Source organism: Streptomyces sp. NPDC020958, assembly GCF_055562175.1.
Genome location: NZ_JBVHFU010000007.1, coordinates 186,931 through 212,929 on the forward strand (window position 1 = coordinate 186,931; position 25,999 = coordinate 212,929).

The 25,999-nt window shown below is 73.0% G+C and carries 20 protein-coding genes; 8 read left to right on the plus strand and 12 right to left on the minus strand.

The genetic code is table 11. The features are described from left to right. Positions 1-32 precede the first annotated feature (32 nt). The 4 genes from ACZ3KP_RS22350 to ACZ3KP_RS22365 all read right to left on the minus strand — a co-directional run bounded on the left by ACZ3KP_RS22350 (position 33) and on the right by ACZ3KP_RS22365 (position 4,301). The gene (locus ACZ3KP_RS22350) at positions 33-857 is read right to left on the minus strand and encodes a carbohydrate ABC transporter permease (RefSeq protein ID WP_467501412.1); all 825 of its coding nucleotides are present in this window, start codon (positions 855-857) and stop codon (positions 33-35) included. After that, positions 854-1,840: a carbohydrate ABC transporter permease gene (locus ACZ3KP_RS22355; protein ID WP_467501413.1), complete on the minus strand. Its 987-nt coding sequence runs from the start codon at positions 1,838-1,840 to the stop codon at positions 854-856. Before ACZ3KP_RS22355 ends, ACZ3KP_RS22350 begins: the two co-directional genes overlap by 4 nt. Before the next feature lie 10 nt (positions 1,841-1,850). Beyond that, positions 1,851-3,098 (minus strand): sugar ABC transporter substrate-binding protein, encoded by a 1,248-nt coding sequence (locus ACZ3KP_RS22360; protein WP_467501414.1) that lies wholly within the window; start codon positions 3,096-3,098, stop codon positions 1,851-1,853. A 189-nt stretch (positions 3,099-3,287) separates the two neighbouring features. Then, positions 3,288-4,301: a LacI family DNA-binding transcriptional regulator gene (locus tag ACZ3KP_RS22365; protein ID WP_467501415.1), complete on the minus strand. Its 1,014-nt coding sequence runs from the start codon at positions 4,299-4,301 to the stop codon at positions 3,288-3,290. A gap of 342 nt (positions 4,302-4,643) precedes the next feature. On the opposite strand from ACZ3KP_RS22365, the gene ACZ3KP_RS22370 reads away from it, so the two are divergent. The 7 genes from ACZ3KP_RS22370 to ACZ3KP_RS22400 all read left to right on the plus strand — a co-directional run bounded on the left by ACZ3KP_RS22370 (position 4,644) and on the right by ACZ3KP_RS22400 (position 18,183). After that, positions 4,644-8,261 carry a LamG-like jellyroll fold domain-containing protein gene (locus ACZ3KP_RS22370; RefSeq protein WP_467501416.1) on the plus strand — a complete coding sequence of 1,206 codons (3,618 nt, stop codon included), beginning with the start codon at positions 4,644-4,646 and terminating at the stop codon, positions 8,259-8,261. 161 nt (positions 8,262-8,422) lie between these two features. Continuing rightward, positions 8,423-9,040, plus strand: coding sequence for a DsbA family protein (locus tag ACZ3KP_RS22375; RefSeq protein ID WP_467501417.1), 618 nt, complete (start codon positions 8,423-8,425; stop codon positions 9,038-9,040). Positions 9,041-9,090: 50 nt separating this feature from the next. After that, positions 9,091-9,897: an MBL fold metallo-hydrolase gene (locus tag ACZ3KP_RS22380; protein WP_467501418.1), complete on the plus strand. Its 807-nt coding sequence runs from the start codon at positions 9,091-9,093 to the stop codon at positions 9,895-9,897. Between the two features lie 2 nt (positions 9,898-9,899). After that, positions 9,900-10,310 carry a nuclear transport factor 2 family protein gene (locus tag ACZ3KP_RS22385; RefSeq protein WP_467501419.1) on the plus strand — a complete coding sequence of 137 codons (411 nt, stop codon included), beginning with the start codon at positions 9,900-9,902 and terminating at the stop codon, positions 10,308-10,310. 364 nt (positions 10,311-10,674) lie between these two features. Beyond that, on the plus strand, positions 10,675-11,622 hold the full coding sequence (locus ACZ3KP_RS22390) for a LysR family transcriptional regulator (RefSeq protein WP_467501420.1): 948 nt from the start codon (positions 10,675-10,677) through the stop codon (positions 11,620-11,622). Between the two features lie 364 nt (positions 11,623-11,986). Further along, positions 11,987-15,358: an FtsX-like permease family protein gene (locus ACZ3KP_RS22395; RefSeq protein ID WP_467501421.1), complete on the plus strand. Its 3,372-nt coding sequence runs from the start codon at positions 11,987-11,989 to the stop codon at positions 15,356-15,358. A gap of 5 nt (positions 15,359-15,363) precedes the next feature. Next, the gene (locus ACZ3KP_RS22400; RefSeq protein ID WP_467501422.1) at positions 15,364-18,183 is read left to right on the plus strand and encodes a hypothetical protein; all 2,820 of its coding nucleotides are present in this window, start codon (positions 15,364-15,366) and stop codon (positions 18,181-18,183) included. Between the two features lie 51 nt (positions 18,184-18,234). Here ACZ3KP_RS22400 and ACZ3KP_RS22405 read toward each other — a convergent pair whose 3' ends face one another. The 6 genes from ACZ3KP_RS22405 to ACZ3KP_RS22430 form a co-directional block, all read right to left on the minus strand. Next, entirely contained in the window at positions 18,235-19,197 is a 963-nt protein-coding gene (locus tag ACZ3KP_RS22405) for an ABC transporter ATP-binding protein (RefSeq protein ID WP_467501423.1), read from the minus strand. Between the two features lie 164 nt (positions 19,198-19,361). Continuing rightward, entirely contained in the window at positions 19,362-20,033 is a 672-nt protein-coding gene (locus ACZ3KP_RS22410; protein WP_467501532.1) for an ABC transporter ATP-binding protein, read from the minus strand. A 362-nt stretch (positions 20,034-20,395) separates the two neighbouring features. Next, the gene (locus tag ACZ3KP_RS22415) at positions 20,396-20,683 is read right to left on the minus strand and encodes a hypothetical protein (protein ID WP_467501424.1); all 288 of its coding nucleotides are present in this window, start codon (positions 20,681-20,683) and stop codon (positions 20,396-20,398) included. A gap of 75 nt (positions 20,684-20,758) precedes the next feature. Further along, positions 20,759-21,430 (minus strand): lysophospholipid acyltransferase family protein, encoded by a 672-nt coding sequence (locus tag ACZ3KP_RS22420; protein WP_467501425.1) that lies wholly within the window; start codon positions 21,428-21,430, stop codon positions 20,759-20,761. A gap of 170 nt (positions 21,431-21,600) precedes the next feature. Then, positions 21,601-22,308 (minus strand): B3/B4 domain-containing protein, encoded by a 708-nt coding sequence (locus tag ACZ3KP_RS22425; RefSeq protein ID WP_467501426.1) that lies wholly within the window; start codon positions 22,306-22,308, stop codon positions 21,601-21,603. A gap of 53 nt (positions 22,309-22,361) precedes the next feature. Beyond that, a complete protein-coding gene (locus tag ACZ3KP_RS22430; protein ID WP_467501427.1) occupies positions 22,362-23,198 on the minus strand; it encodes an EamA family transporter in 837 nt (278 codons plus the stop codon). Positions 23,199-23,318: 120 nt separating this feature from the next. Here ACZ3KP_RS22430 and ACZ3KP_RS22435 point away from each other — a divergent pair, with 120 nt between their 5' ends. Continuing rightward, positions 23,319-23,897 (plus strand): helix-turn-helix domain-containing protein, encoded by a 579-nt coding sequence (locus ACZ3KP_RS22435; RefSeq protein WP_467501428.1) that lies wholly within the window; start codon positions 23,319-23,321, stop codon positions 23,895-23,897. Positions 23,898-23,973: 76 nt separating this feature from the next. Here the strand turns inward: ACZ3KP_RS22435 and ACZ3KP_RS22440 are convergent, their stop codons facing one another. Both ACZ3KP_RS22440 and pdxR read right to left on the minus strand, forming a co-directional pair. Further along, positions 23,974-24,159 carry a DUF1360 domain-containing protein gene (locus ACZ3KP_RS22440; protein WP_467501429.1) on the minus strand — a complete coding sequence of 62 codons (186 nt, stop codon included), beginning with the start codon at positions 24,157-24,159 and terminating at the stop codon, positions 23,974-23,976. A 307-nt stretch (positions 24,160-24,466) separates the two neighbouring features. Further along, positions 24,467-25,987, minus strand: coding sequence for a MocR-like pyridoxine biosynthesis transcription factor PdxR (gene pdxR, locus ACZ3KP_RS22445; RefSeq protein WP_467501430.1), 1,521 nt, complete (start codon positions 25,985-25,987; stop codon positions 24,467-24,469). Positions 25,988-25,999: the final 12 nt, after the last annotated feature.

Below are 25,999 nucleotides of genomic sequence, written 5' to 3' on the forward strand. Positions count from 1 at the left end.
GCGGCGGAGCGGCGTCGGCGAGTCGGCGGTGTTCAGTCCTTGACCGCGCCGGCGGTCACACCGGCGGCGACGTACCGCTGGGCGAGGACGAGGATCACGGCGGCCGGCAGCGAGGCCACGACGGCGGTGGCCATGATGGCGTTCCACTGCTGGTTGTTGTTGCCGATGTAGTGGTAGATGCCGAGGGTGATCGGCTCATGGGCGCCGCCGTTGACCAGGGTGCCGGCGAAGACGAAGTCGGACCAGGACCACAGGAAGGCGAACAGGGACACCGTGACGACGGCGTTGCGGCTCGTCGGCAGCACGACGGACCAGAAGGTGCGCAGCCGATTCGCGCCGTCCACCTGTGCGGCCTGGAGGAGTTCGCCGGGGATGCCGGACATGAAAGCCGTGAAGATCAGCACCGCGAACGGCACGGCCAGGGTCGAGTCGGCGACGATCAGGCCGGGCACGGACTGGAGCAGGCCGAGCTGGAGGTAGACGGCGTAGAAGCCCATCGCCATGATGATGCCGGGGATCATCTGCGCGGCCAGCAGGACGAAGCTCATGACGCCGCCGCCGCGGGGGCGCAGCGCGGCCAGCGCGTAGCCGGCGGGGGCGGCCAGGGCCACGGTCAGCGCCACGGTGCCCAGGCCGATGACAAGGCTGGTACCGAGGTAGGGCAACTGCTCGTCCAGGACGGTGCGGTAGCCGGCCAGGGTGCCGTGCAGCGGCAGCAGGTCCGGTGGGCTCTTGCGCATGTCCTGATCGCGGGTGAGGGAGACGTTGAGCATCCAGTAGACCGGGAACAGCATGATCCCGGTCAGGACGACGCCGATCGTGGTCTTCAGCCGGGTGCGTCTGCGTATGCCGGTCATGACAGCGCCTGCTTCCTCTGTACGCGGACGTAGACCAGGCCGAAGACCAGCGCGGCGACCACGAGCAGGTTGCCGACGGCCGCGCCCGGGCCGAAGGCGGGCAGCAGGTTGCCGAAGCCGAGCTGGTAGGACCAGGTGGCGAAGGTGGTGGAGGAGTCGGCCGGGCCGCCCTTGGTCATGATCCAGATGATGTCGAAGACCTTGAGCGTGTAGACGAGCCCCAGCAGCAGGGTGATCGCGGACACCGGGCGCAGCAGCGGGAAGGTGATGGACCAGAACCGGCGCCAGGCTCCCGCTCCGTCCAGCGCGGCGGCCTCGTACAGGCCGGCCGGGACGGACTGGAGGCCGCTGTAGAGCACGACCAGGTTGAACGGGACGCCGATCCAGATGTTCGCGATGATCACCGAGGTCAGCGACCAGGACGGCGAGGTCAGCCAGTTCACCGGTGGGACGCCGACGGCGTGCAGGGTGGCGTTGACGATCCCGGAGTCGCTGTTGAGCATCCACGACCAGGTGGAGGCCGACACGATCAGCGGCAGCAGCCACGGTACGAGGAACAGGGCGCGCAGGGTCGCCGACAGGGGGAAGTTCTGGTTGAAGAAGACGGCGAGGGCGAGCCCGATGGCGTACTGGAAGACCAGGCACACGGCGGTGAAGAGGACGGTGTGCAGCAGGGCCGGGGTGAAGGTCGGGTTGTCGAAGACGGTGCGGTAGTTCGCCAGGCCCGTGAACGGCGCGTCGCCCTGGACGAAGGAGCGGACGGTGTAGTCGCGCAGGCTGAGGTCGAGGTTGCGGTAGAGCGGATAGGCGTAGAAGAGGGCGAGATAGACGGTCACCGGGGCGAGGAACCCCCAGGCGGCCCACTGGGTCGAGGTGGGCCGGGGGCGTTTGCCGCCGCGGGCCGGGGGCACGGCGGCTGCCTGCGCCGTCGCGTCCCGGACGGGTGCGGGACCGTGGTCCGGCGGACGTGTGGTCTGCTTCATGGGGCGCACGTCACCTGGCCGCGGCCTGCGCGGACGTCAGCGCGTCCTTGGGGGACGTGGACCCGCTCAGGGCGGACTGGACGGCCTTCCAGAGCTGTTCGGAGATCTTGGGGTACTTGGTGCCGAGGTCGTCACTGGTACGGCCCTTGGCCGACCTGACCGCCGCGACCCACGGCTTGAGTTCGGCGCTCGCGGCCACCTGCTTGTCCTGGACCTCGCCGGTCGGGGCCACGTAGGACAGGGTGGTGTCGGTGGTGTAGAGGTTGGCCGTGCTGGTCAGGCAGGTGGCCAGCTGCTGGGAAGCGGCGTAGCGGGCGGTGTCCTTCTGGACCGGGATGGTCACGAACTCGCCGCCGGTCGGGGCCGGGGCGTTGCCTCCGTCCGGGCCGGGGATGGGCAGGACGCCGTAGTCGAAGCCGGTCTTCTTGGCGTTGGCGAGCTGCCACGTGCCGTTCTCGCTGAACGCGTAGTCGCCGCTGGCGAACTCCTGCCAGCTGGTGGTCTGCGTGTTGTTGAGGACCGAGTTGGGGGCGTAGCCGTTCTTCAGCCAGTCCTTCCACAGGGTGAGCGCGGACACGCCCTGGGCGGAGTCGAGTGCGGTCAGCTTGGCACCGGCGCCCCAGAACCACGGCAGGAACTGGAAGCTGCCCTCCTCGGTGCCGATCGCCGAGAAGGTGATGCCCTTCTTGCCGGCCTTCGTGACCTTGGCCAGCGCCGCCGTGAGCGTGCTCCAGTCCCTGACCGAGGCGATGTCCACGCCGGCCTTCTTCAGGACGTCCTTGTTGTAGTAGAGGGCCAGGGTGTTGGCGCCGATCGGCGTGCCGTAGGTCTTGCCGCCGGACTGGCCGGCCGCGAGCAGGTTGGGGTCGGCCTTCGAGGTGTCCAGCTTGTTCTCGTCGGTCGTGGTGAGCACGCCGGCCTCGGCCAACGTCGACACCACCGGGTTGTCCACGATGAGGACGTCCGGCGAGTTGCCCTGCTGGGCGGCGAGGAGCGTCTTGTTGCCCAGGTCGCTGGTGTCGAAGCCGGTGCGCTTGACCTTGACGCCGGCCTTGGTGCCGCACTGGTCGAGCAGCCTCGCCCAGGCCGAGGTCTTGTCGAACTGCGGGTAGGGGTCCCAGAGGGTGTACGTGCCGGTGCCGGCGCCCTTGGTGCCGGTGCTGCCGGAGCCGGAGGAGCAGGCCGTGGCGGTGACGGTGACGGCCAGCGCGGTGAGGGCCGCGGCGGTCAACCGGCGGTGTCCGGGGGATCTGTTCATGGCGGGAGTTCCTTTGTCCTGGGCATGCGGGTGCCGTGGCACGGGGTGGTGGGACGTGAACGGGCACGCCGAACGGCGCCGGTGGGCGATCGGCGAGAGAAGGGAAAGGGGCGCGGGTCTACCCGGCGGCGGAGACGGTGACGGTGACGGTGGGCGTGACGGTGACGGTGGGGATGACGGTGACGGCGGTCAGGAAGCCGTGTGCGGCCCGGTGCTGGCCCGCAGGGAGATCGGCGGTGCGAGCAGGTGGTGCCGGGGCGGTGCGTCGGGGTGGTCGAGGCGCTCCACCAGCAGGTCGACGGCGCGGCGGCCCAGCTCCTCCGCCGGTACGTCGGCGGCGGTGAGCCGCGGTGTCACCGTCTCGGCCCAGCGGGCGGCGACGACACCGGTGACGGAGAAGTCGCGCGGTACATGGCGGCCCGCCTGGGCGAGCCCCCGATAGAGACCGCCCAGCGCGGCCTCGTTCAGCGTGACGAGACCGGTGGTGTCCGGCTCGTCGTGCAGGATCTGTTCCAGGCAGGCCTGGCCGGATGCCGCGTCGTCCCCGCAGGTGTACGTCCGCACGGTCAGCCCGCGCTCGGCGGCGGCCTTGGTGAAGCCGTCCAGGCCGCGGTGCGCGGACTCGTATCCGGCGCGCAGGAGTTGCTCGGGCCGGTTGACGAAGGCGATGCGGCGATGGCCCAGGTCCGCCAGGTGGTGGACGCAGGCCGCCGCGAGGGCGGTGTGGTCGAGCCCGACCCACCAGCCGCCTTCCGGGTGGGCGGTACGGCCGATGGCGACGGCGGGGAAGCCCAGCTCGGCCAGGTGGTCGACCCGGTCGTCCGCCAGCCTGATCTCCATCAGGATCGCGCCGTCGACGCGCCGCTCCCCCAGCAGCCGCTGGAACGAGCGGTCGCTGTCCACACCGCTCGGTGAGAGCAGCACGTCGTAGTCGTGCGCCGCGGCGGCCTCCACCACACTGCCGATGAAGTCCAGTTGCATGCCGGTGTAGTGGTTGCCGGCCGGCGGGAAGACCAGGCCGATGGTGCTGGTCCGGCCGTTGGCGAGGGCGCGGGCGCTGGCGTTCGGGCGGTAGCCCAGCTCGTCGATGACCTGCTGGATCTTCCTCCGGGTGTCGTCCGAGACGGGACGCTTGCCGCTCAGCGCGTACGACACGGTGCTCCGCGACACACCGGCCCGGCGGGCGATCTCACCGATGTTCACGGACGACTCCTTGTTCGACTTCTCGACGGGCCGACCGGCTCGACCGACGGTCATCGAACCGGTTCGCGTGATGTGAAGGTAGGAACGCCCACGTCGCCTGTCAACACCTCCGGCGAAACTTTCGGATCCGACGGAAGGCGCATATTCGTTGTGGCCAGGGGGATTGATGGGCAGGAGCCACGCTGCTAGCTTCCCCGAACCGGTTCGATGAAGTGCGTCTGGCACAGCTCGCGATCGAACCGGTTCGACACCTCTCCGCACACTGTTACGCCGATACGAGGATTGAGGACGCAATCCATGCCACCCGCTGACAGATCCCCTCGGCGCCGGGCCCCGGCCGCCATGGCACTGGCTCTCGGAGCGGGCCTGCTGGCCGCACCGGCGATACCCGCCCAGGCCGCCGGGACGCCCCAGCCCGCCGCCCACTACACCTTCGACCAGGACGACCTCTCCACCGGAAGGATCACGGACAGCTCCGGCAACGGCCTGACGGCGACCCTGGTCAACGGCTCCACCGCCCGGTCCGTCGCCGGTTCGGACGGCGTCGGCAAGGCGCTGTCCCTGCCCGGCGGCGCGCCCACCTCCGACGGCGCGTACGTCCGCCTCCCCCGCGAAGTACTCGGCGACGCGACCGACCTGACGGTCTCGGCCCGCGTGAAGTGGGGCGACGACACGTCGGCCTGGCAGCGCATCTTCGACCTGGGCACCGACACCGGCAGGTACCTGTTCACGACGCCGTCCAACGGCGGGGTGCTGCGCACCGCCGTGACCACCGGCGGCTCAGGAGCGGAGGCACAGGTCTCCGGCTACGCGCCGCTGCCCGCCGACGGCTGGCGGACGGTGACGGTCACCCTCGACACCGCCGCCCACCGGGTCACCACCTACCTCGACGGCGTGGCGGTCTCCTCCGCCGCGACCACCGTCAGGGCCACGGACCTGCTGGACGGCTCGGCCACGGCGGCCGGTTACATCGGCAAGTCCTTCTACCCGGATCCGCTGCTCAAGGGCGTGATCGACGACTTCACGGTGTGGCACGCGGCGCTCACCGCCGAGCAGGTGGCCGGTACGGTCAAGGACGTGCCCACCCTGGACCGGCTCTCGCAGACGTCGTTCGACGTCCGTACCACGACCGGGACCGCCCCGTCCCTGCCCGGCTCCGTCCGCGCGACCTTCTCCGACGGCTACGACCGCGACACACCCATCGTCTGGGAGGCCGTACCGCCCGGGAAGTACGCCGAGGCGGGCACCTTCACGGTGGCCGGCACCGCGGCCGGGCAGGCGCTGGAGGCGACCGTCACCGTGGTCCGCGAGGGAGCCCTCACCGTCGACCTCGCCTCGGACACCGGCGCCTTCCACGGCGGCGCCTCCGGCACCCTCTACGGCGTGTACGGACCGGACGTCCCCACCAACAACCTCATCGAGGGCATGGGCCTGCGCACCGTCTCCACCAAGGCGCAGGACGGCCCGCAGCACCCGGGCGCCGACGCGCTGGACGTGGTCGGGCCGCTGGCCGACTCCACCGACGGTGACGTGTACGTCTACATGACGGACATCCACCGCGGCTTCCCCTACGAGTGGCCGGGCGACACCCCGCAGGAGAAGCTCAAGCTCTACGAGGAGAAGCTCGCCAAGCAGGTCGACCAGGTGCTGCGGCTGCCGAAGCAGTACCAGGACAACATCGTGTTCGTGCCGTTCAACGAGCCCGAGGGCAACATGTTCGGCACCGGCGAATGGAGCTACGACAAGGTCAGCTGGCTGACCGACCCCAAGGACTACTTCGCCGCCTGGGACTCCGCCTACAAGCTGATCAAGGGCAGGATGCCGGACGCCCGCATCGCCGGACCCAACACCAGCATCCTGTACGACCAGGTGAAGGGCTTCCTCACCCACACCCTGGCCGCCGGCACGCTGCCCGACGTGATCACCTGGCACGAGCTGAGCCATCCCGAGGCGGTGCGCCAGAGCGTCGCCACGTACCGGGCCTGGGAGAAGGAGCTGTTCAAGGGCACCGACCGCGAGGGCACCCGGCTTCCCGTCAACATCAACGAGTACGCCTTCAACTACCACACCTCCGTCCCCGGCCAGATGATCCAGTGGGTGTCCGCGATCGAGGAGTCCAAGGTGGACGCCGACATCGCGTACTGGAACATCGACGGCAACCTCTCGGACTCCGCGGTGCAGTCCAACCGGGGCAACGGGCAGTGGTGGCTGCTGCACTCGTACGCCTCGATGAGCGGGCACACGGTGACGGTGGCCCCGCCGTTCCCCGGCCAGAACTACACGATGCAGGGCGTGGCCACGCTGGACGAGAAGAAGAAGCAGTCCCGGCTGCTCTTCGGCGGGTCCACCGGCAAGGGGCACATCACCTTCGACAACGTCCCCAGGAAGGTCTTCGGGGACCGCGTGCACGCCTGGGTGAACGAGATCGACTGGAGCGGTCAGATCGGCGACAACCCCGGACCGAAGCTGCTGACCGAGACGAACCTGAAGGTCGGTGCCGACGGCAAGGTCGTCGTCGACTTCGGCGACGGCACACTGCCGCGGCTCAAGGAGTCCTCGGCGTACGAGATCGTCCTCAGCCCTGCGGGGAGGGCGCAGCGCACCCGGTCCGCACCGGTGCGCTGGCAGGGGTCGTACGAGGCGGAGGACGCCGCCCACACCGGGTCCGGTTACTCGAAGAACGGCCCCGAGGGTTCGACGGGCGACGTGTCGAAGTTCTACACCTCCGGCGGCTACGACGTCGGCGGCCTGCGCACCGGCTCGGACGTCACGCTCGACTTCGCCGTCGACGTGCCCGAGGACGGCACCTACGACCTGAGTGTCTTCGCCAACTCCCTCAACACCTTCGACAAGGTGAAGGACCAGGGCCCGACCAACGTGTTCCTGCGGGTGGACGGCCAGGCCGCCGACGAGCAGGAGCTGTACCTGCCGCTCGGCTACAAGTGGGTGGTGTGGGACCACACCGACACCACCGTGCACCTCACCAAGGGCAGGCACACCCTCACGCTCGCCGCGCAGAGCCTCGACGGCAGGCGCACCACCCAGGGCGACGCCATCGTCGACCGCCTCACCCTGTCCCTGCCGGACGCGTCGGCCGCCACCCAGGTCTACGAGGGCGAACTGGCCTGGACGGGCGGCGGCGCCCACCCCGTCTACGACCTGCCGAAGCACACCCCGGCCCCCGCCACCGGCTCCGGCGCGGTCCGGGTCGCGAAGCACCAGACGGCCACGTTCTGGGTCTACTCCCCCGCCGACCGCGAGGCCACCCTCGACGTCGACACCCTCGGCGCCGCGGACGCCCGGCTGTCCGTCAACGGGCACGACGTCCTGCACGTGACCAGGTCCAGGCACAAGGTCGCCGTCTCCCTCTCGGGTGGCATCAACAAGGTGACGGTGACCGGCGGTTCGGACACCACGCTCGTCGACCGGCTGACGGTCACGCCCACCGACGGCACGCTCAGGACGCGTACGTACGAGGCGCAGGACGCCGAACTCGCGGGCACGGCCACGCTGACCCCGCTGCCGCTGGCGACGGACGGTACGGCGATCACCGGCATCGGCGGCGACCCCGGCAACGGCAACACCGCGACGTTCACGGTCGCCGCGGACACGGCCGGCCTGTACGCGCTGCGCATCCGCTACTCCAACCCGGAGCAGTCCGAGGCGACGCACTACAACCCGGACCCGCTGGCCCGGCACGCGGACATCAGCGTCAACGGCGGTGCGGCACAGCGCGTCGGCTTCCCGCACACCTTCCACCAGGACAACTTCTGGGAGCTGACCGTCCCGGTCCAGTTGAGGAAGGGACAGAACACGGTCGCCTTCCGCTCCGAGGAGCTGCCGAACTTCGACGGCACGACCTACGCCTCGGACACCTTCCCGGGAGTCCTGCTCCGCTCCCGCTACGCGCCGCTGATCGACCGGATCGCCGTCGCGCCGTACGCGCGGGTGGTGCGATGAGGTGACGGCCACGGGCGGCGGGCACACCCGCCGCCCGTGGCCGTACGGTCTCCATGTGGCAGGCGTCACACACTCGGCGAAATATCTGACACGTCAGTTACTGTTTCATCAGGAGAACTGCTCGCACACGGCGAGCGCACCACCCCTGCCGAGGTTTTCCGATGAAGCTGGTCTACGTCTTCGACGCGTACTGCGGCTGGTCGCACGGGTTCTCCGGAACGCTGCGAGAAATCGTCTCCCGCCACCCGGACCTGCCGGTCGAGGTGGTCTCCGGAGGTCTGTTCACCGGCTCACGCCGGATGCCGATCCGGGAGTTCGGGTACGTCCAGGGCGCGAACGCCGACATCTCCGAGCTGACGGGCGCCGTGTTCGGCGAGGCATACGAGCGGCTGATCGCCGACGGCTCGTTCGTGATGGACTCCGTGGCCGCCGCCCGCGGCGTCGCCGCCCTGCGCGGGACGGCCCCCGAGCGCGCCGCCCACCTGGCCACCGCTGTTCAGGACGCCTTCTACGTCGACGGGCTGAGCCTGTCCGACGCCGCGACCTACCGCAGGATCGCCGAGGACGCCGGACTCGACGCCGACGCCGTCGTCACCGCCTTCGGTTCCCCGCAAGCACAGGCCGCCGCCGAGGCCGACTTCCGCCGGGCCGCCGCTGCCGGCGTCCGGGGCTTCCCCACCCTGCTGGCCGTCGACGGCGACCGCGTCACCCCGCTGGCCCTGGGCCGTGCCACCGCCGACGAGGTCGACCGGAAGCTCGCCGCCCAGCGCGGTCACTGACCCCACCGACATCCCGTCCCCACCCAGTCATCCCCTCTCAAGGAGCCATCGTGAGCACCCTCTCCTTCAAGGTCCTCGACCTGGACTTCCCGGCCGGCAGCAAGAACAAGACCGCCACCCTCGTCACCGGCGAGCAGGAGGCCCTCCTCGTCGACGCCGCCTTCACCCGCGCCGACGGCCACCGCCTGGCCGCCGAGATCCTCGACTCCGGCAAGACGCTGACCACCGTCTTCGTCTCGCACGCCGACCCGGACTTCTACTTCGGCGCCGAGGTGATCGCCGACGCCTTCCCCGACGCGACCTTCGTCGCCACCCCGATCGTCATCCAGCACATCCGGCACTCCTACGAGGGCAAGCTCAAGGCCTGGGCGGCCCTCGGCCCCAACCTCCCCACCCGCCTGGTCGAGCTCACCCCGCTCACCGGCGACCTCACTCTGGAGGGCCACCGCTTCGAGCTCAGGGGCGGCCCCGCGGGCCTGCCCGACCGCCACTACCTCTGGCAGGCCGAACACCGCGCCCTCCTCGGCGGTGTCCTGCTCTTCCAGCAGGAGCACGTCTGGGTCGCCGACACCCCCGCCCCCGGCGACCGCGCCGCCTGGATCGACCTCCTGGACGAGATGGCCGCCCTCGACCCGGAGCTGGTGGTCCCCGGCCACCGCCTGCCCGGCACCGCGGCCGACGCCTCCGCCATCACCGCCACCCGTGACTACCTCGTCGCCTTCGAGGAGGAACTCGGCAAGGCCGCCGACGGCGCCGCGCTGAACGACGCCCTCGTCAAGCGCTACCCCGACAACGGCATGCTCATCGCCGCCCAGATCGGCTCGAAGGTCGCCAAGGGCGAGATGAAGTGGGGCTGACCATGAGCGACTTCACCACCTCCACGGCCCCGGCCGACGTCGTACGCCGCCAGTACCTCGCCTCCGCGGCGGGCGACCTGGCGGCCCTGCGGGCCACTCTCGCCCCCGACGTGGAGTGGACGGAGATGGCCGGCTTCCCCCTCGCCGGGACCTACCGCACCCCCGACGGCGTCACCGCCAACGTGATGGAGAAGCTCGGCCAGGACTGGGACGGCTGGACCGCCCACGACGACACCTACGTCGTGGACGGCGAGAACGTCGTCGTCCTCGCCCGCTACACCGCCACGAACAAGGCCACCGGCAGGCCGATCGACGTGCGGGTGGCCCACCACTTCGTCGTACGCGGCGGACTCATCGTCCGCTTCGAGCAGTTCGTCGACACCGCTCTCGTCCGCGAGGCCATGACCGACTGAGGCGGGCTCCACGGACGAACCACGTCGAACGCCGCGGGCGACGGTGGCCATGAGGCCCTCGTCGCCCGCGCCGTTCGACGTGGGTGGCAGCAGGGCGAGCGGAACGCTGCCGACGTCACCCGTCGGCACGACCGGCGAGGTCGGCCTCGTGGAAGCAGCGGCCACACATCGGCCGGTTCCCAGGCCAGAGCCCGGGTCAGGTCACGCAACCGGTCCCGGACCACCGGGCCGCGCGTGTTGCCATGAGGTGCCCTCCCGCTCGATTCCGGTCTACTGTGACCCGGAACCGCAGATCGCGCAAATGAATCCCGTGGATGACATGCATCCACACCACGAATATCCATCTCCGTGCCGGTGGTGTCCGATGAACCTGTCCCGACTCGACCTGAACCTGGTCGTCGCCCTCCGCGCGCTGCTGGAGGAGCGCAACGTCACCCGGGCCGGTGAGCGCGTCGGGCTCAGCCAGCCGGCCATGAGCGCGGCACTGTCCCGGCTGCGGCGCCATTTCGACGACGAACTGCTCGCCAGGACCGGCAACACCTACGAACTGACTCCGCTGGGCACCGCCCTGCGCGACCGCAGCGCCACCGCGTGCGACCTGCTGGAGCGGGTCTTCGCCAGCCAGGCCGACTTCGATCCGGCGGCCGAGAGCCGCGAGTTCACCCTGCTCGCGTCGGACTACGGCGCAGCCGTGTTCGGGGCCGCCCTGGCCCGTGCCCTGCACCGGGAGGCGCCCGGGATCCGGCTCGCCTTCCAGCACCCGGCTCCCTCCGTCGTGGAGAACACCGCGACCGTGCTGAGCACCGTCGACGGACTGCTGATGCCGCACGGCGTCATCGACGGCCTGCCCGCGGTCGACCTCTTCAGCGACCGCTGGCTGTGCCTGGTCGCCGACGACCACCCCGAGGTAGGCGACGAACTCACCCTCGACCACCTCGCCCGGCTGCCCTGGGCCGTCTACCAACGCCCCTACGACGCCCCGGCCGCCCGGCAGCTCAGCATGATCGGCATCAGCCCGCGCGTCGAGGTCTCCGTGCAGACGTTCCAGCTGCTGCCCCACATGATCGAGGGCACCCACCGGATCGGGATGATCCAGGAACGCCTGGCCCGCAAGGCGGTGCGCTCCGCCGCGGTCCGTGTCCTGCCCTTCCCGTTCGAGGTCGTACCGGTGCGGGAGGCGATGTGGTGGCACCCGGTGCACGCCCAGGACGCCGCGCACATCTGGCTGCGGCAGAAGGCGGCGGAGGTGGGGACGACGTTGACGGGCGACGGCGGCGACGACCTGGTGAGGCGCGCGGACCCGCCGAGCTGACCGGCACCACCACGCGTCAGGCCGTCCGCTCCGACGGGCGACAGCGCGGCATCGTCCACCGCGACGGTGGACGGCGGACGGGAGCGGACATGCCGGTGGGGGGGGCGTTGACAGCGCTCGGCATGCTGCGGCGGGCCGCACTCGCCGACGGTCGGAACAGCGGCGTGCGGGTCGGGACGACTGTCGGACGCCCGCGGTCCCCGCTGCCGTTCCTCAGACGATCCGAATCCCGTGTCCGGCTCATCCAGTCCGTGGATGACCGTGTCGACAGCACGGTGACGGCATCACCGTCAGTCGGCAGAGCAGCGATTCTTGTGTGGCCGGAGGGATCCCTGGTAGGACTGTGACGCGCCGTCACCGTCACATGTTCGATTCTGCGGGGGTTCATGTGGTCGCCACGGCCGTCACGTCCTCGTCGGGGCCACGCCCCGGTGCCCCGCGCCAGGTCCGGCAGCGGATTCCCGCTGTTGTCAGGCGGGCCGCGCAGCACGGGCTGGTACTCACCGCCGTCGCGGCGACCGTTCTGCTGTGTGCGACGGCGCTGGCCGCGCTCGCGGCGCTGGCCGGTGGTTCGGTGCAGGCGGGGGCCGTGCGGCGGCTCGCTGCCGACCTGGACGCGCAGGTGACGGTCTCGGCGTCCTACCGGGCCGACGGCATGGCCGCCGCCGACCGGGATGTCCGGGCGGCCGCCGCGCGGGTGTTCGCCGGGGTGCCCCAGCGGACCTATGTGGGGCTGCTGGGCATGTCGCCGGTCTCGGTGACGGGGGTCGACGGGGTGGCCGGACCGCCGCGCGGCCCCGGCGGGAGCGGGCTGCACCCGGTGGCGGTGCAGGGCGGGGGCAGGTTCGGGCGGTTGGTCGCCGGGCGGTGGCCCGCAGGTACGGCCGACGCCCCGGCTGGTGCGTTCACCTCGCTCGCCGACGTCCGGGCCGCCACCGGCTCCGCCGCCCCGGTCGACGCGGCGGTGCCCGACGCGCTGGCCAGGCGGCTGGGCGTCGGGCCCGGTTCCCGCCTCCAGGTGCGGGATTCCTTCGGGCGCGCCCTGACCGTGCGGATCACCGGGGTCTACCGGGCGACCGGTGCCGTCGGGTTCTGGCCCGCGATGGCCGGTGACCTGACCCGGGGGGAGACCGCCGACCAGCACCTGCTGGTGGTGTCGGCGTCGGACCTCAACGGCAGCGCCGCCCTGAACGGACAGCTGACGGCACACTGGAGCGTGCAGCCGGAGTACTCCCGGGTCGACGCGGACAGCCTGGCCGGGTTGCACGACCGGCTGCGTGCCTTCTCCGGCAGTCAGAGCCGCGTGTCCGTGTTCCGCGGGCGGCAGCCGTCCCTGGCCGACCTGACCGTGAACTCCGGACTGCCGGGTGCGATCGACGACCTGACGGTGCCGACGGTGGCGGCCCGGTCCTCGCTGTACCTGCCGAGCGTCCTGCTGGCGGCCCTCGCCCTGGCCACCCTGGTGCTGGCCGCTCGTCAGCTGACGGAGCGCCGACGCGACGAGCTGGTTCTCCAACGGGCCAGAGGAGCAGGCACCCTGCGGTTGCTGCGCGGGGCGGCGGCCGAGTGGGCGCTCACCGGCCTCCCGGCCGCCGTCGCCGCGCCCTTCCTGGCCCGGTTGCTGCATCCCGGCGGCCTGGGCACCGGCGCGTACGCGGCGGTGACCCTGACCCTTCTGGTGCACGCCGCGGCGGTGCTGCTGCCCGTGCTGCCGTCGGCGCGGTGGCGACCGACCCGCGGCGCACGGGCCGCCGCCGCACAGCGCCTCGGCGCCGACCTGGCGTTGCTGGCCGTCGCGGCCCTGGGCTATCTGGAGCTGCGGCGGCACCATTCGCTGCTCGCCGGCCTGGGCACCGGCGCCGCGGCCGCGGACCCGGTGCTGGTCGTGGTGCCGGCCCTGGTGGCCGGCGCCGCCGCGCTCCTGCTGTTACGACTGCTGCCGCTGACCGCCCTGTTGCTGGACGCGTTCGGGAGGCGCAGCCGGGGCCTGGTGCCCGCGCTGGCCGGCTGGCAGGTGAGCCGGCGGGCGGCGCGCAACGCGGGACCGGTGGTGCTGATGTGCCTGGCCGTGTCGGTGAGCGCCTTCGCCACCACGGCGCTGGCCTGCCTTGGTCAACTGGCTTCGGAGCAGGCCGCGTTCGCCGTCGGCGCGGACATGCGGATCTCTCCTTCGGCGGCCGACGGCTACCCCTCCCCCGTCCTGGGCACGGCCTATCGGGCGCTGCCCGCGGTGACCGCCGTGACACCGGTGACGCAGTCGACGGTGACGCTGCCCGGCGGCGCCACCGAGAACCTGGTCGGCACGGTCGGCGGACCCGCTCCCCGCACCCCGTCACCGACCACTGCCGGAATACGGCTGCCCGGGCGGCCTACCGCACTCCTCCTCGACGAGCGGCTGAGCAGCGACGGCGGCCGGGCCACCCCGAGCCTGGAACTGACCGTGCAGGACGCGTCGGGCCTCGTGAGCACGGTGCCGACCCGGCTGCCCGCCGCCGACGGAGCCAGGCACGTCGTCGTCGTACCGCTCGACGTGGCGCTGAGCGGCGGTCACCGGCGGGAGTACCCGCTGACGGTGACCGCCGTCGGCGTCCTGCCGCAACCGAACGTGCGTCCCGCGCGGCTCGATCTGGAACTGGTCCGGGTGGGCGCGCGCACCGACACGGACACCTGGGTCACCCGGCTGCCCGGCGGACAGGTCTGGGCCGACGGCACGGACCACGCCTCCGAGGCCACCGCGGGGGCCTGTGAAGGAAGACCGACCGGCGGCTACGGTCCCGGCGTCCCCGGGGTGTGCTCGGTCGTCCGCGGCGGCTCCGTGGTGCTGCGGACCACCGTCAGCACCGGCATCCGGCACTCCCAGGCCGGTGACGACGCCTTCGGCGAGCTTGCCGACAGCGACTACGACACCCGGCCCGGCAGCCGGGTGCGGCTCGTGGCGGTTCCGGCCGGCCGGCCCACGCCGCTGCCGGTGCGCGCGGACGCCCCGACGCTGCGCGACGCGCGCCTGGGCGTGGGCAGCACCACCGTGCTGGATCTGGGCGGCTCCCGCATCACTGTCAGAATCGTGGGCCGGGTCGACTCGCTGCCCGGACTGGGCCGCGGGCAGGGGCACCTGATCGCCGACCAGCGCCGGCTCGCCGCCGCGCTGACGCGGTACGGTGCCGACCAGGAGGATCCCGCGTTCTGGTGGCTCAGCAGCACCGACAGCGCGCGCACGGCCACCGCCGCCGAGGCCCAGCCCGCGCTGGGCCGCGTCACCACGACAGCGCGCACCGCCGCGTCCCTGCGGGCCGACCCGTTCCGCAGCGGGTTGCGGCGGGTGCTGGAACTGGTGCGGTATCTGGCCCCCGGCTTCGCGGTCATCGCCTTCACGGTGCACGCGGTGGTCTCCACCCGGCAGCGGCGCAAGGAGTTCGCCCTGCTGCGGGCGATCGGGGTCCGCACCGGAAGCCTGTCCGCGCTGCTGGGCGCCGAGCAGCTGGGTCTGGCGATGTTCGCGGTGCTCCCGGGGGCGCTGATGGGCATGGCGCTCGCGTCGGCGGTGCTGCCCCTGGTCACCGTCGACGACAGCGGACAGACCCCCTATCCACCGCTGCCGCAGGTCGTCCCGTGGGGCACCGTGACACTGACCGCCGTGGCCACCGCCGTGGCCATCAGCGCGGTCGTCCTGGCGCTGGCCCGCCTGCTGTCCCGGGTGGACCTGGTACGGGTGCTGCGCGCAGGGGAGGACCGTTGAGGCCCGTGGACGGAAGCGCCGCGGTGACGCGGCGTCTGGTGCGCAAGGAGACCCGCGGCGACCTGCCGCTGCTGGCCTGCCTGGCAGTGGTGGTCCTGGCACTGACGGCGCTGTGCGCCTGGGGCCCCGCCTTCGCGGGCGGTCAGGAGGACCGGGCGCTGCGGCAGCGCGCCGACGCCACAGCGGCCGGGGCGCCCCTGATCAGCGTGAGCACCACACCCGAGGTCTTCGACACCGTCCCGCCCGCCGTGCACATGGCCGACCTGCTCGGCTCCGGCGCCACTCTCGCCGAGCGGCTCGGCGGCCCCGGTGCGCGCCGTGTCACCGTCACCGGCGGCAGTTACGACTACAACGACGCGTCCCTGATCTCACCCCGGCCGCCGGGACCCGCCGACACCAGCACCGAGCTGGCCGTCAGCCATCTGCCGGCCGCACGGGCCCACCTCCGCTACGTCAGCGGCCACGCCCCTGCCGACCACACACCGCTCGGCACCCCGCCCCAGATCGGTCTGTCCGAGGCCACCGCACGGGCGCTCGGTGTCCGGGCCGGCAGCCTGCTGACCCTTGAGTTCGCCAAGACGGCCGGGGTGCAGAGCGCCCCGCCGCGCGCACGACTGCTGGTGAGCGGGCTCTACCGCGCCAAGGCCGCGGCCGACGGCTTCTGGACCGGGCAGGAGACGCTGGACCAGCCGTCGCGCTACCCGGCCGAGCACTCCGCCGGCACGGTGCTCGCCGCCCGCGGCCTCGTCGGCCTCGACGCGGCCGACCTGCTGGCCGGCGCCGGTGTGAGCGGCCCTCGGGTGACCTGGCAGGTGCGCGCCGACCTGACCGGGGCGGCACTCGACAAGGCCCGCGCGCTGACCGGCCCGCTGTCGCACTACAGCGCGGACCTCAGCGCCGACCTGTGTCAGGGGTCCGACCCGATCACCGGCGACCTCGGCTGCCGCGTCGGCGGCCAGGCCACCGGGCCCCTGCTGGTGACCGACGCGCTGTCGCCGTTGCTCGCCGACTTCACCGCTCAGGACCAACAGGCCAGAGGGCTGGCGACGTTCGCCGTCGACGCGGTCGCCGCCGTCGCGCTGGCCACCGTCACCGTCGCCGTCCGGCTGCTGCTGCGCCGCAGGCGGGCGCACCTGCGGTTGCAGCGCGCGCGGGGCGCGTCCACCGGACGGCTGGTGCTGCTGCGCTGCGCCGTGGCCTGGCCGGTGGTACTGATCGCCGCGCTGCTCGGCTGGGCGGCCGGCGGGGCCCTCGCTCCCACCGGGACCTCAGGATCGCCGCGGCCCGCGACCGCCGCCCTCGCCGCCGCGGTGGTGGCGCTGACGGTGCCGCTGATGACCTGGCTCGCGGTCCGCGAGCCACGCCGACCCGGCCGGTCGCGGCGCTCACGCCGGAACCTCGCCGCCGGCCGGCGCGTGGTCCTGGAGCTGACGGTGCTCGTCAGCACGGCGGCGGGCGTGGTCGCCCTGCGCTCGCAGGGTCCCGACGGGATTCTGGGCGCGGTGCCGGTGCTGGTGGCGCTGACCGTCGTCCTCGTCCTGCTGCGGATCTACCCGCTCGTGCTGCGCCTGGTGCTGCGGCGGACCCGGCGTGGCCGGGGGGCCGTGGGCTTCGTCGGGGCGGCCCGGGCCGCGCACGACGCCCCGGCGACCGGACTGGCCCTGTTCGTCCTGGTGCTGACCCTGGGGACGGCCGTGTTCGGCGGGCTCGTGCACCGTACGATCGACGACGGCCTGGCCACGGGGGCGGCCTGGACCACAGGGGCCGACGCGAGCGCGACCGTGGCGGGGACCGTGCCCTCCGCACCGGGGGCCGCCTCCGGTGCACGGACCGCCCTCCAGCATCTGTACACCCTCGACCTGACAGGACGGGCCGACGGCGCGGTCATCTCCCAGGTCGCCGTGCTCACCGTCGATCCCCGCCAACTGGCCGCCGTCGCCCCGAAGTCGCCGCTGACGGTCGCCCTGCGGTCCCTGCCGGCCGCCGCGACGGGATCGCGAGCCGGTACGAACGCCCCGCTGCCCTCCCTCCTCTCGCCCGGCCTGCGGGCGAGAGAGCGCACCGGCGGTTTCACGGCCACGGTCGTGCCCGACGGGCAGCGGCCGGCGGACCTGGTCTTCGAACCGGTCGGCACCCTCACCGCCGCGCAACTGCGCGACCCGCTCCTCGGGCCGGTCACGGCGCGGCTCGCGTCCGGGACGCCGCTCCTGATCACTACCGCCGCGGCCGGACAGCCGATACCCCCGCAGCCCTCGGGCACCACCGTCCTGCTCCTGAAGAGCGACGGACCCGGCACCGCCGAACCCGCGGCGCTGCGGTCGGCGGCGGCCAGGGCGCTCGGGCCGTCGGCCCGGATCCAGGTCCGCGCCGAGACGCTCCGGGCTCTGCGCACGGACGGTCTGACGCAGGGAATCGGCACGATCTACACCGTCGGCTCGCTCCTGGCCGCCCTGTCGGGCCTGCTCGCGCTCGTCCTGGAGCTGACCCTCACCTCCCACGAGCGCAGCCGGACCACCTCGTTCCTGCGCACCCTGGGACTCGGCGCCACGGAGGCCGGGGCGCTGCACTTCCTGCAACTGCTGCCGCTGGCGGTCGCCTCCGCGGTGGGCGGCACCCTGGTCGGGCTGCTCGAACCGCGGCTCATGGCGGCGACCCTGGATCTGCAGCAGTTCACCGGCGGTCCCGGGCAGCCGGCGCTGCGTACCGACTACGCGCTGACCGTCGCCCTCGTCGCCGGCGTGACCGCGCTGATCATGGCCGCGGCGGTCACCGAGTCCGTGCTGGCCCGCAGGCGCGGACTGGGAGCCGTCCTGCGCCTTCCGTGACGGCGCGGCGCGCACTGCCCTGGCCGCCGGGCGGCCCCGCTCCGGGCGTGTTCAGCGCTCGGAGCCGCCGCTCGCCGCGTCCTGCGCCTCGGACCTGGCCCGGCGTGCGGCCTCGTCGGGCCACACGCCGACGTGGTCGCTCTCCAGGACCAGCCGCACCCGCTTGCGCAGGTGCAGGCGCTCGGTGAACTCACTCGGCAGCTGCAGCCGACCGCTGCCGTCCAGGACGGCGTACTCCTCGGCGCTGAGCACCTCGACGCCGTCCTCGTCGGTGGCGACCCGGCGCAGCACCTCGGTCGAGGTGCGGCCGTCGCGGATCCCCACGGTGCGCTGCACCTGCTCGGACACCAGCGCGTCGTGGGTGACGACGACCACGGTGACGCCGAGGTCCTCGTTGGCCCGGCGCAGGGCTTCGAAGACCTCGTCGCTGGTGGCGGTGTCCAGTTCGCCGGTGGGTTCGTCGGCGAGCAGCACCCGCGGCTCGTTGGCGTTGGCGACGGCGATGGCGACCCGCTGCTGTTCGCCGCCGGAGAGCGTGTCGGGGGTGCGGTCCCGGCAGTGGCCGACGGACAGCAGGTCGAGGAGTTCCTCCGCCCGGGCCCGGCGCCGGGAGCGCTTGATCCCGGCGTACGTCATCGGCAGCATCACGTTCTCGGCCGCGGAGAGGTAGGGCAGCAGGTTGCGGGAGGTCTGCTGCCAGACGAAGCCCACGGTGCGGCGCCGGTAGTCGAGCCGCTCGCGGCGCTTCATCGCCAGCAGGTCGTGCCCGGCGACCTCGGCGGCGCCTGCGGTGGGCACGTCCTGGCCGGAGAGTATGCCCAGCAGGGTCGACTTGCCGGAGCCGGAGGCCCCGATCACCGCGACCATCTCGCCCTCGGCCACGGTCAGGTCGAGGCCCTGGAGGGCCTGCACCTCCACGCCCTCGGACTGGTGGATCCGCACCAGGTTCTCGCAGACGACGAGCCCTGCCTCACGTCGCGGGGCGGCCGCGGCCCGTCGGTGCAGTTCGGCCAAGTCCGGCGTCCCTGGCGGCTGTTCGTGAACTGGCACACGGTCCCCCAGGGAGATGAGGTCTGCGGACAACGCTGTCAGACGGTCGTCAGGATAGTGCGGAAGGCCGCCGGGCGGGTCGCGGGGCGGCAATCCGTACGTGCGGGTGGCTGGGCCGTGCGGCACTGTCAGGTGTCGTCGACGATGCGGCCGTCACGGAGTTCGAGCACGCGGTCGGCCAGCTTGAGGAGTTGGGTGTCGTGGGTGGCGACGAGGACGGTGACGGCTTCGCTGCGCACGACGGCGCGCAGCAGGTTCATCACGGTGAGGCCGGTGTCGGCGTCGAGTTGACCGGTGGGTTCGTCGGCGATGATCAGGGCCGGGTTGTTGGCGAGCGCCCGGGCGATCGCGACGCGCTGCTGCTGGCCGCCGGACAGCTCGCCGGGACGCTGGTCGGCGTGCTCGGAGAGGCCGACGAGGGAGAGCAGGAGGCCGACGCGGGACTCGCGTTCGCGGGCCGGGACCTTCCGCAGGCGCAGCGGAACCCCGATGTTCTCGGCGGCGGTCAGGATCGGGATGAGGCCGAAGGACTGGAACACGAAGCCGACGCGCTCGCGGCGCAGTGCCAGCAACTCGTCGGCGCCGAGGCCGGCCAGGTCGGTGCCGTCCAGGATGATGCGGCCGCCGTCCGGAACGTCCAGGCCGCCGACCAGGTTGAGCACGGTGGTCTTGCCGGAGCCCGAACGTCCTCTGAGAGCGACGAGTTCGCCGCGCGGCACGGTGAAGGAGACACCGCGCAGGGCGTGGACGGCGGTGTTGCCGCTGCCGTAGGTACGGCGCAGGTCCTCGACCACCACCATCCCGCCGGTCTGCGTCCCGACGCCCGCCACGACGCCGTCGTCGCTGGTCCGCTCGCGCACCTTGCCCTCCCCGTCCGCCCGGTGCGGACCAGGACGGTTCCGCATCCGAACCGGCACCGTACGGCATGCCGTACCACCGCCGGAAGGTCAGCCGGGGCACACCGGGCTTGCCCCTGACCCGTGGGCCAAGGCTTGGCGTCCGGTCATGAACGCGAGTCCCCGCTGTCGGCACCGACGCGCCTGCGGCAGGGCCTCGCCGAAGCCGCGGGCCTGCCACCGAGCGGGACCGCGCCCCGCGCCGATCCAGGCGTCGGGGACCGACGGTCACCGAACCCCCGAGCTCTCGTCACGTCGAACCGGGCTCAGCGGAGACCTCGGTGAGCGGCCCACAACTCCCCGGCGCGGCCGGCTGCTTCGGTGACCAGGTTCGCCAGTTCGGGTCTGTCGGGGACGGGGAACGAGACGTAGGCGCCCCGACCACCGGCGACAGGTCGGCCGTAGGCCTTCACGGCGACGTGGCCGTCCGGGAGAAGCCGGACGTTGAGCGTGGTCAGCGTGAACTCCTCACCGCGCCGGGTGTCCGTCCAGCGGAGCGCTTGCGGAACCGTGACATTGATCGCGAGTGCACTCACTTCCAGGTCGCTTCCCATGGACGGATGGTTCCACACGATGCGCCGCAGGGCGGCTGCTGCGTCTGCGCACCGGTCGTCCGCGGCCGGGATCCCTCACCCTCCCTGGGTCCCCCGCACGGTGGGCTCGCCGAGGTGTCCCACGGCCGTCCGCCACGCGGCCGTCACCGCGCCGTGGGCCTTCGCGGTGCACGCTGCCCGGTCACCGCTCAGGGTGATCGGGGCGCCGACGTGGACGTGCAGCAACGGACGGCGCAGGGGCGCGGTGAGCAGCCCGGCGATCTGCTTGCCTGCCGTGCCCGAGGCGATGCGCCGGGCTCCCGCCTGGCCGACGGGGACGACGGGGGCACCGGTGCGCTCGGCCAGCCGCGCCAGACCGCCGCGGAAGGCGGCCGGCGCGGCTTCGGCGGCGTCGGTACGGGTCGGGAGACCGCCTTCGCCGTAGATGAGCACCGTGCGCCCCTCCCGCAGGGCCGCCGCGGCGAGGTCGAGGCAGCGGGCGGCACGGCGGTCCCTGCGGTGCACCGGGATGTGGCCCTCGCGGGCGAGCGCGCGTCCGAGCAGGGGCACGCGCCACAGGCCGGCGGCCGCCATGACGGCCGGCTCGGCGCCCAAGCGGCGCAGTGCGGCGAGCACGACGGCCGGATCGGCGAGGGACGTGTGGTTGGCGACGATGATGCTGCCCGGCGCGAGGGCGGTACCGGTCTCGGCGGTCACGGTGAGTCGACCGACGGCCGGCAGCAGGGCGTCGGCGAGGCGGCTGAGCATGAGGGGTCTCCCGGTCTCCACGATGATGATCCACATCCTTCAGGACCGGAAGGGGCTGAGGCGTGGGCGTTCGTACTCAGCCGCACCAGCGCCCGGTACTCACCCCCGGGCCGTGACGGAGGAGCGTCGGCCGCGGTCCCCGCGTGGGCGCGGGAGGCTGCCGGGTGTCGTCAGGCCGAGGCGTGCGGCTGCTGCGGGCCGAGGTAGTGGACGCGGGTCTCCTGCGCGTGAGCCGTGAGCAGCCCGAGGAGTTCCTCCGCCGCGGTCTTCAGGAGGCCGCCGTCGTCTTCCGCCCGCAGGGTTTCCAGGACGAAGGCGACGCGGGTGGAGTCCTCGGTGACTCGGGTGCGGTGGGCGTCGCGGTGGTTCCAGTGCCGGGTCAGGACGCCGGCGGCGTCCGTGTAGACGATCTCGCCGGGCTTCGGGTGCTCGACGGTGCCGGGCTCGCCGAGCGGGGTGAACTCCTCGCTGCCGTCGGCGTACCTGATCTCGACGTCGCCGGCGACGTGGTCGAGGTCGAAGGCGCCCGCGGGCAGGCCGTGGCGGACGGAGACGGCGTTGTAGGAGTCGACGGCGGGGTTGATGCGCGGCAGCGTGCCCTTCTTGGCCATACGGCGTCCGAGTGCGTCGACGCTGGGGCGGACGCGGCGGGGATTGGTGCCGAACGAGCGGTAGGCGGTGTGCCACGCCTCGATACGCGGGTCGGTGTCGTCGGCGGGGGCCCAGGCGCCGGCGGCCAGTTGCCGTTCGAGGTCGTCGAGCACGCCGACCGTGTCGGGCCAGGGTTCGTGGCCGCGCAGGCCGGTGGCCGTGACCACGGCGATCAGGGCGCCGGGGAAGGCTTCGGCGACCGCGGTCGTGAGGCGGAAGGTCGGCATGGGCGGGGCTCCGTTCGGCTCGGGGGAATGGAGACGGGGAAGTGGCGCGGGGTTCAGTTGAGGGCGAGGAGGCCGACCGCGACCGCGGCGGCGCCCAGACCGAGGAGCTGCCCCCGGTGGACGCGTTCCGCGAGCACGCCGCGCGCGAGCAGCACGGTGGCCGTCGGGTAGAGGGCGGTGATCACGGCGACGACGGTGAGGTCGCCGCTGCGCGCGGCGAGCAGGAACAGCAGGTTCGCCAGGGAGTCCAGCACTCCGGCGCCGGCCGCCAGGGCGTAGGCGGGCTTCTCGGGGCCGAGCCTGCGGTGCAGGAGGCCGGCCGCGGTCAGCGTGACGGCCGAGGAGACGGCTCTGCCGACGATCAGCGGGGCCACGCCGCTGCCGGACGGGGCCTGGTGGAGGAAGACCAGTTGCAGGGCGATGGCGGCGCCCGCCCCGAAGGCCAGGGTCAGGGCGGTGCGCGAGGGGCGGGCGGCGCCCGCTTTGGGCCCGGCGCTCACGAGTACCACCGCGGCCAGCGCCAGCGGCAGGCCGACGAGCCCGGCCGGCCCCGGACGGTCGCCCTCCCCGAGACCCACCGCGACCGGGAGCGCGGCGGACACCAGCGCCGTCACCGGGGAGAGCACGTTCATCGGGCCGATGGCCAGGGTCTTGTAGAGCAAGGCGAAGGCGGCGGCGGAAGCCACGCCGGAGGCGGCACCCCAGCCGACGACGGCGGGGTCGAACGAGGCACCGAGCAGGGGCCACACCAGCAGTTCGAAGGTGAGGCTGGCGGGCGCGGCGACCATCACGGTGCGCAGCACATGGACCTTGCGCGTGCCGAGGCCGCCGAGGAAATCGGCGCATCCGTAGGCGAGCGCGCTGCCCAGGCCCAGCAGCAGAGCTATCACGGGACGATCCCTTACTATTACAGTGGAACGACTGAACCGTACAACGGAACGACCGCAGCGTGTCAACCGAACGACCGGGCGGCACATTCCACCGACCTGTCAGCGAGGGAAGGCGATCAGGTGGCCGAGGCAGACGCAGCCCTGCGGACGCTCGCGCACAACGTCCGAGCGGCCCGCACCCGGGCAGGCCTGTCCCTGGACGAGCTGGGCCGCCGCGCCAAGGTCAGCAAGGGCGCTCTGGTCGGGCTGGAGAAGGCCCAGGGCAACCCGAACTTCGCGACCCTGGTCCGGCTGGCCGACACGCTCGGCGTCTCGGTCTCCGCACTGCTGGAGGGACCTGCCGAAGGCCGGGTCCGGGTGGTGTCGGCCGACGCCGTGATGCCGCTGTGGGCCGGAGAGCAGGGCGGCGACGCCCGGCTGATGCTGACCACCTCGGGGCCGGCGCCGGTCGAGGTGTGGCGCTGGCGCCTGCAGCCGGGCGAGGAGTACCCCAGTCACCCGCATCAGGCCGGCGTGACCGAGACCGTCAGTGTCACCGCGGGACGCATGGTCCTGGTCGTCGACGGCACGGAGCACCCGGTGGCGGCCGGGCAGACCGCCACCTTCGACGGCGACGTCCCACACACCTACCGCGGCGCGGGCGACGCCACCTGCCACCTGATCATGACCGTCCACCTGCCCCCCGGCCCGACCACCTGAGCCCCGGGCACGCCGGCGCCGCCCGGCCGGACGTGGGCAGCCACCCGATCGGAGCGGGTGGTCCGGACCCAGGCGGTCACTCACCGGTGGTCTTGTCCACCAGGGCGCTGTACGTCAGCTGCAACGCGTCCGCGCCTGCCAGGGCCGCGAGCGCCCCCATGGCGGTGCGGGTGGCCCGGGGCCAGAGCAACTGCCCGGCGGTGAGGGTCGAGGCCACCCAGACGCTGACCCAGTACGGGCAGGTGACCAACTCGCCGATCATGGCCTCGCCGCCTTCGGACCGCGCCTCCTCGTGCAGCTCCGCCGGCCGCGCCCGCTGCCGGACCGGCCCGTGCCGGGGGACGTGGCGCTGCCTCGGTGACCAGCCCGCTCAGGGCTCCCTTCACCACGTTCCACGGCCCACAGGGTGTAAGCGCCGAAAGCCGCCAGAGCCGCCGTGTAACCACCCAACCCACAGGAACGGGAATCGTCCCCATGGGCGGGGGGGGTCCCCTGCCGGTGCCGGACAAACAACCGGTGGCCACCCGCCGGTTGCCGATGAGCGGCGGGCAGGGCCGCACCTACGAACTTCACGGGGCGCGCACCTCGCGCAGAGCGGCGCCGATGTGGGCGACGCCCGCTTCGATGTCGTGGGCGGGGCCCGCCGCGTAGCCGAGCACGAGGCCCGGCCGGCCGGGCCGGACGCGGTGCCAGGACAGCGGGTGCACCTTCACGCCCCGGGCGAGGGCCGCCTCGGCGACGTCGGTGTCACGGAAGCCGGTGTCCCGTGCGCCGCCGAAGGTGACCATCAGGTGGAGGCCCGCGGCCGCGCCGTGCACCCGGGCCCCCGGCAGGTGCGCCGCGACGGCCCGCAGCATCGCGTCCCGCCTGCGCCGGTGACGGGAGCGGACATGGCGCAGGTGCCGTTCCAGTTCGCCGGAGTCCATCAGCCGGGCGAGCACCAGCTGGGTGAGGATGCCGGTCCCGAGGTCGGCGTACCGTTTGGCGGTCACCACCGCGTCCAGCCGGTCCGGCGGGACGAGGAGCCAGCCGATCCGCAGTGCGGGCGCGAGCAGCTTGGAGACGCTTCCCGCGTAGCAGACCCCGTCGGGCAGCAGGGAGCGAAGGGCCGGCACCGGCGGCCGGTCGTAGCGGTGCTCGGCGTCGTAGTCGTCCTCGATGACCACCCCTCCGGAGGCCGCCCAGTCCAGCAGTTCCCGGCGGCGTTCCCCGTCGAGGACGACACCGGTGGGGAACTGGTGCGCCGGGGTCGTCAGCACCGCGCGGGCACCGCAGGCCCCCAGCGCGCCGACGTCCAGCCCGCCCGCGTCCACGGGCACGGGCACGGTCGTATGACCGCCGTGCTCCAGTTGCTGGCGTGCGCCGAGCGATCCGGGATCCTCGACCGCGATCCGGCTGATGCCGTCCCCGCGCAGGATCTGGCCGAGCAGACCGAGGGCCTGCGCCACGCCGCCGACCACCACCACCTCGGCCGGGTCGGCGCGGATGCCGCGGTTGCGCGCCAGCCAGTCGACGACGGCCCGGCGCAGGGCGAGGGCACCCCGTGGATCCCCGTATCCGAAGTCGCCGGGGGTGACGCTCGCGAGGACGGCGCGCTCGGCACGCAGCCAGGCGGTGCGGGGAAACGCGGCGAGGTCGGGGACGCCCGGGGAGAGGTCGATCCGGCACGGGAGGGCCCGCAGCGCGTCGATGGCGCCCTCGCGGTCGGCCGCCCCGAAGAGCGCACGGGCGGGCTCCGTCAGGTCGGCGGGGCGTGCGCGGGGCGCGGCGGGAGCGGCCACCACCACCGTGCCGAGCCGGCCGCGACCGGCGATCTGGCCGGACTCGGCCAGCCGCCGGTAGGCCTCGGTGACCACACCCCGCGTCACCTTCAGCTCCTCGGCGAGCACCCGGCTGGCCGGCAGCCTGGCTCCGACGGGCAGCCTCCCGTCGGCGATGGCCGACCGCAGCCGGTCGGCGAGCCATGCGGTACGTCCGCCGGACGGCGCCCGTCCGATGTCCAGCTGGAGGAAGTCCGAGCCGACGCTCGTCCCCGGCGCCGGGCGCGAGGTTTTGGACCCCTCGGACGGTGACTTCGTGGACCTGCCCATGGCGTCCATTGT

What these genes read in the sequence shown, in the direction of transcription:
- ACZ3KP_RS22350 (WP_467501412.1), bottom strand. Translation starts at nt 857, where the DNA reads ATGACCGGCATACGCAGACGCACCCGGCTGAAGACCACGATCGGCGTC.
- ACZ3KP_RS22355 (WP_467501413.1), bottom strand. Translation starts at nt 1,840, where the DNA reads ATGAAGCAGACCACACGTCCGCCGGACCACGGTCCCGCACCCGTCCGG.
- ACZ3KP_RS22360 (WP_467501414.1), bottom strand. Translation starts at nt 3,098, where the DNA reads ATGAACAGATCCCCCGGACACCGCCGGTTGACCGCCGCGGCCCTCACC.
- ACZ3KP_RS22370 (WP_467501416.1), top strand. Translation starts at nt 4,644, where the DNA reads ATGGCACTGGCTCTCGGAGCGGGCCTGCTGGCCGCACCGGCGATACCC.
- ACZ3KP_RS22375 (WP_467501417.1), top strand. Translation starts at nt 8,423, where the DNA reads ATGAAGCTGGTCTACGTCTTCGACGCGTACTGCGGCTGGTCGCACGGG.
- ACZ3KP_RS22385 (WP_467501419.1), top strand. Translation starts at nt 9,900, where the DNA reads ATGAGCGACTTCACCACCTCCACGGCCCCGGCCGACGTCGTACGCCGC.
- ACZ3KP_RS22390 (WP_467501420.1), top strand. Translation starts at nt 10,675, where the DNA reads ATGAACCTGTCCCGACTCGACCTGAACCTGGTCGTCGCCCTCCGCGCG.
- ACZ3KP_RS22395 (WP_467501421.1), top strand. Translation starts at nt 11,987, where the DNA reads ATGTTCGATTCTGCGGGGGTTCATGTGGTCGCCACGGCCGTCACGTCC.
- ACZ3KP_RS22410 (WP_467501532.1), bottom strand. Translation starts at nt 20,033, where the DNA reads ATGGTGGTGGTCGAGGACCTGCGCCGTACCTACGGCAGCGGCAACACC.
- ACZ3KP_RS22415 (WP_467501424.1), bottom strand. Translation starts at nt 20,683, where the DNA reads ATGGGAAGCGACCTGGAAGTGAGTGCACTCGCGATCAATGTCACGGTT.
- ACZ3KP_RS22420 (WP_467501425.1), bottom strand. Translation starts at nt 21,430, where the DNA reads ATGCTCAGCCGCCTCGCCGACGCCCTGCTGCCGGCCGTCGGTCGACTC.
- ACZ3KP_RS22425 (WP_467501426.1), bottom strand. Translation starts at nt 22,308, where the DNA reads ATGCCGACCTTCCGCCTCACGACCGCGGTCGCCGAAGCCTTCCCCGGC.
- ACZ3KP_RS22440 (WP_467501429.1), bottom strand. Translation starts at nt 24,159, where the DNA reads ATGATCGGCGAGTTGGTCACCTGCCCGTACTGGGTCAGCGTCTGGGTG.
- pdxR (WP_467501430.1), bottom strand. Translation starts at nt 25,987, where the DNA reads ATGGGCAGGTCCACGAAGTCACCGTCCGAGGGGTCCAAAACCTCGCGC.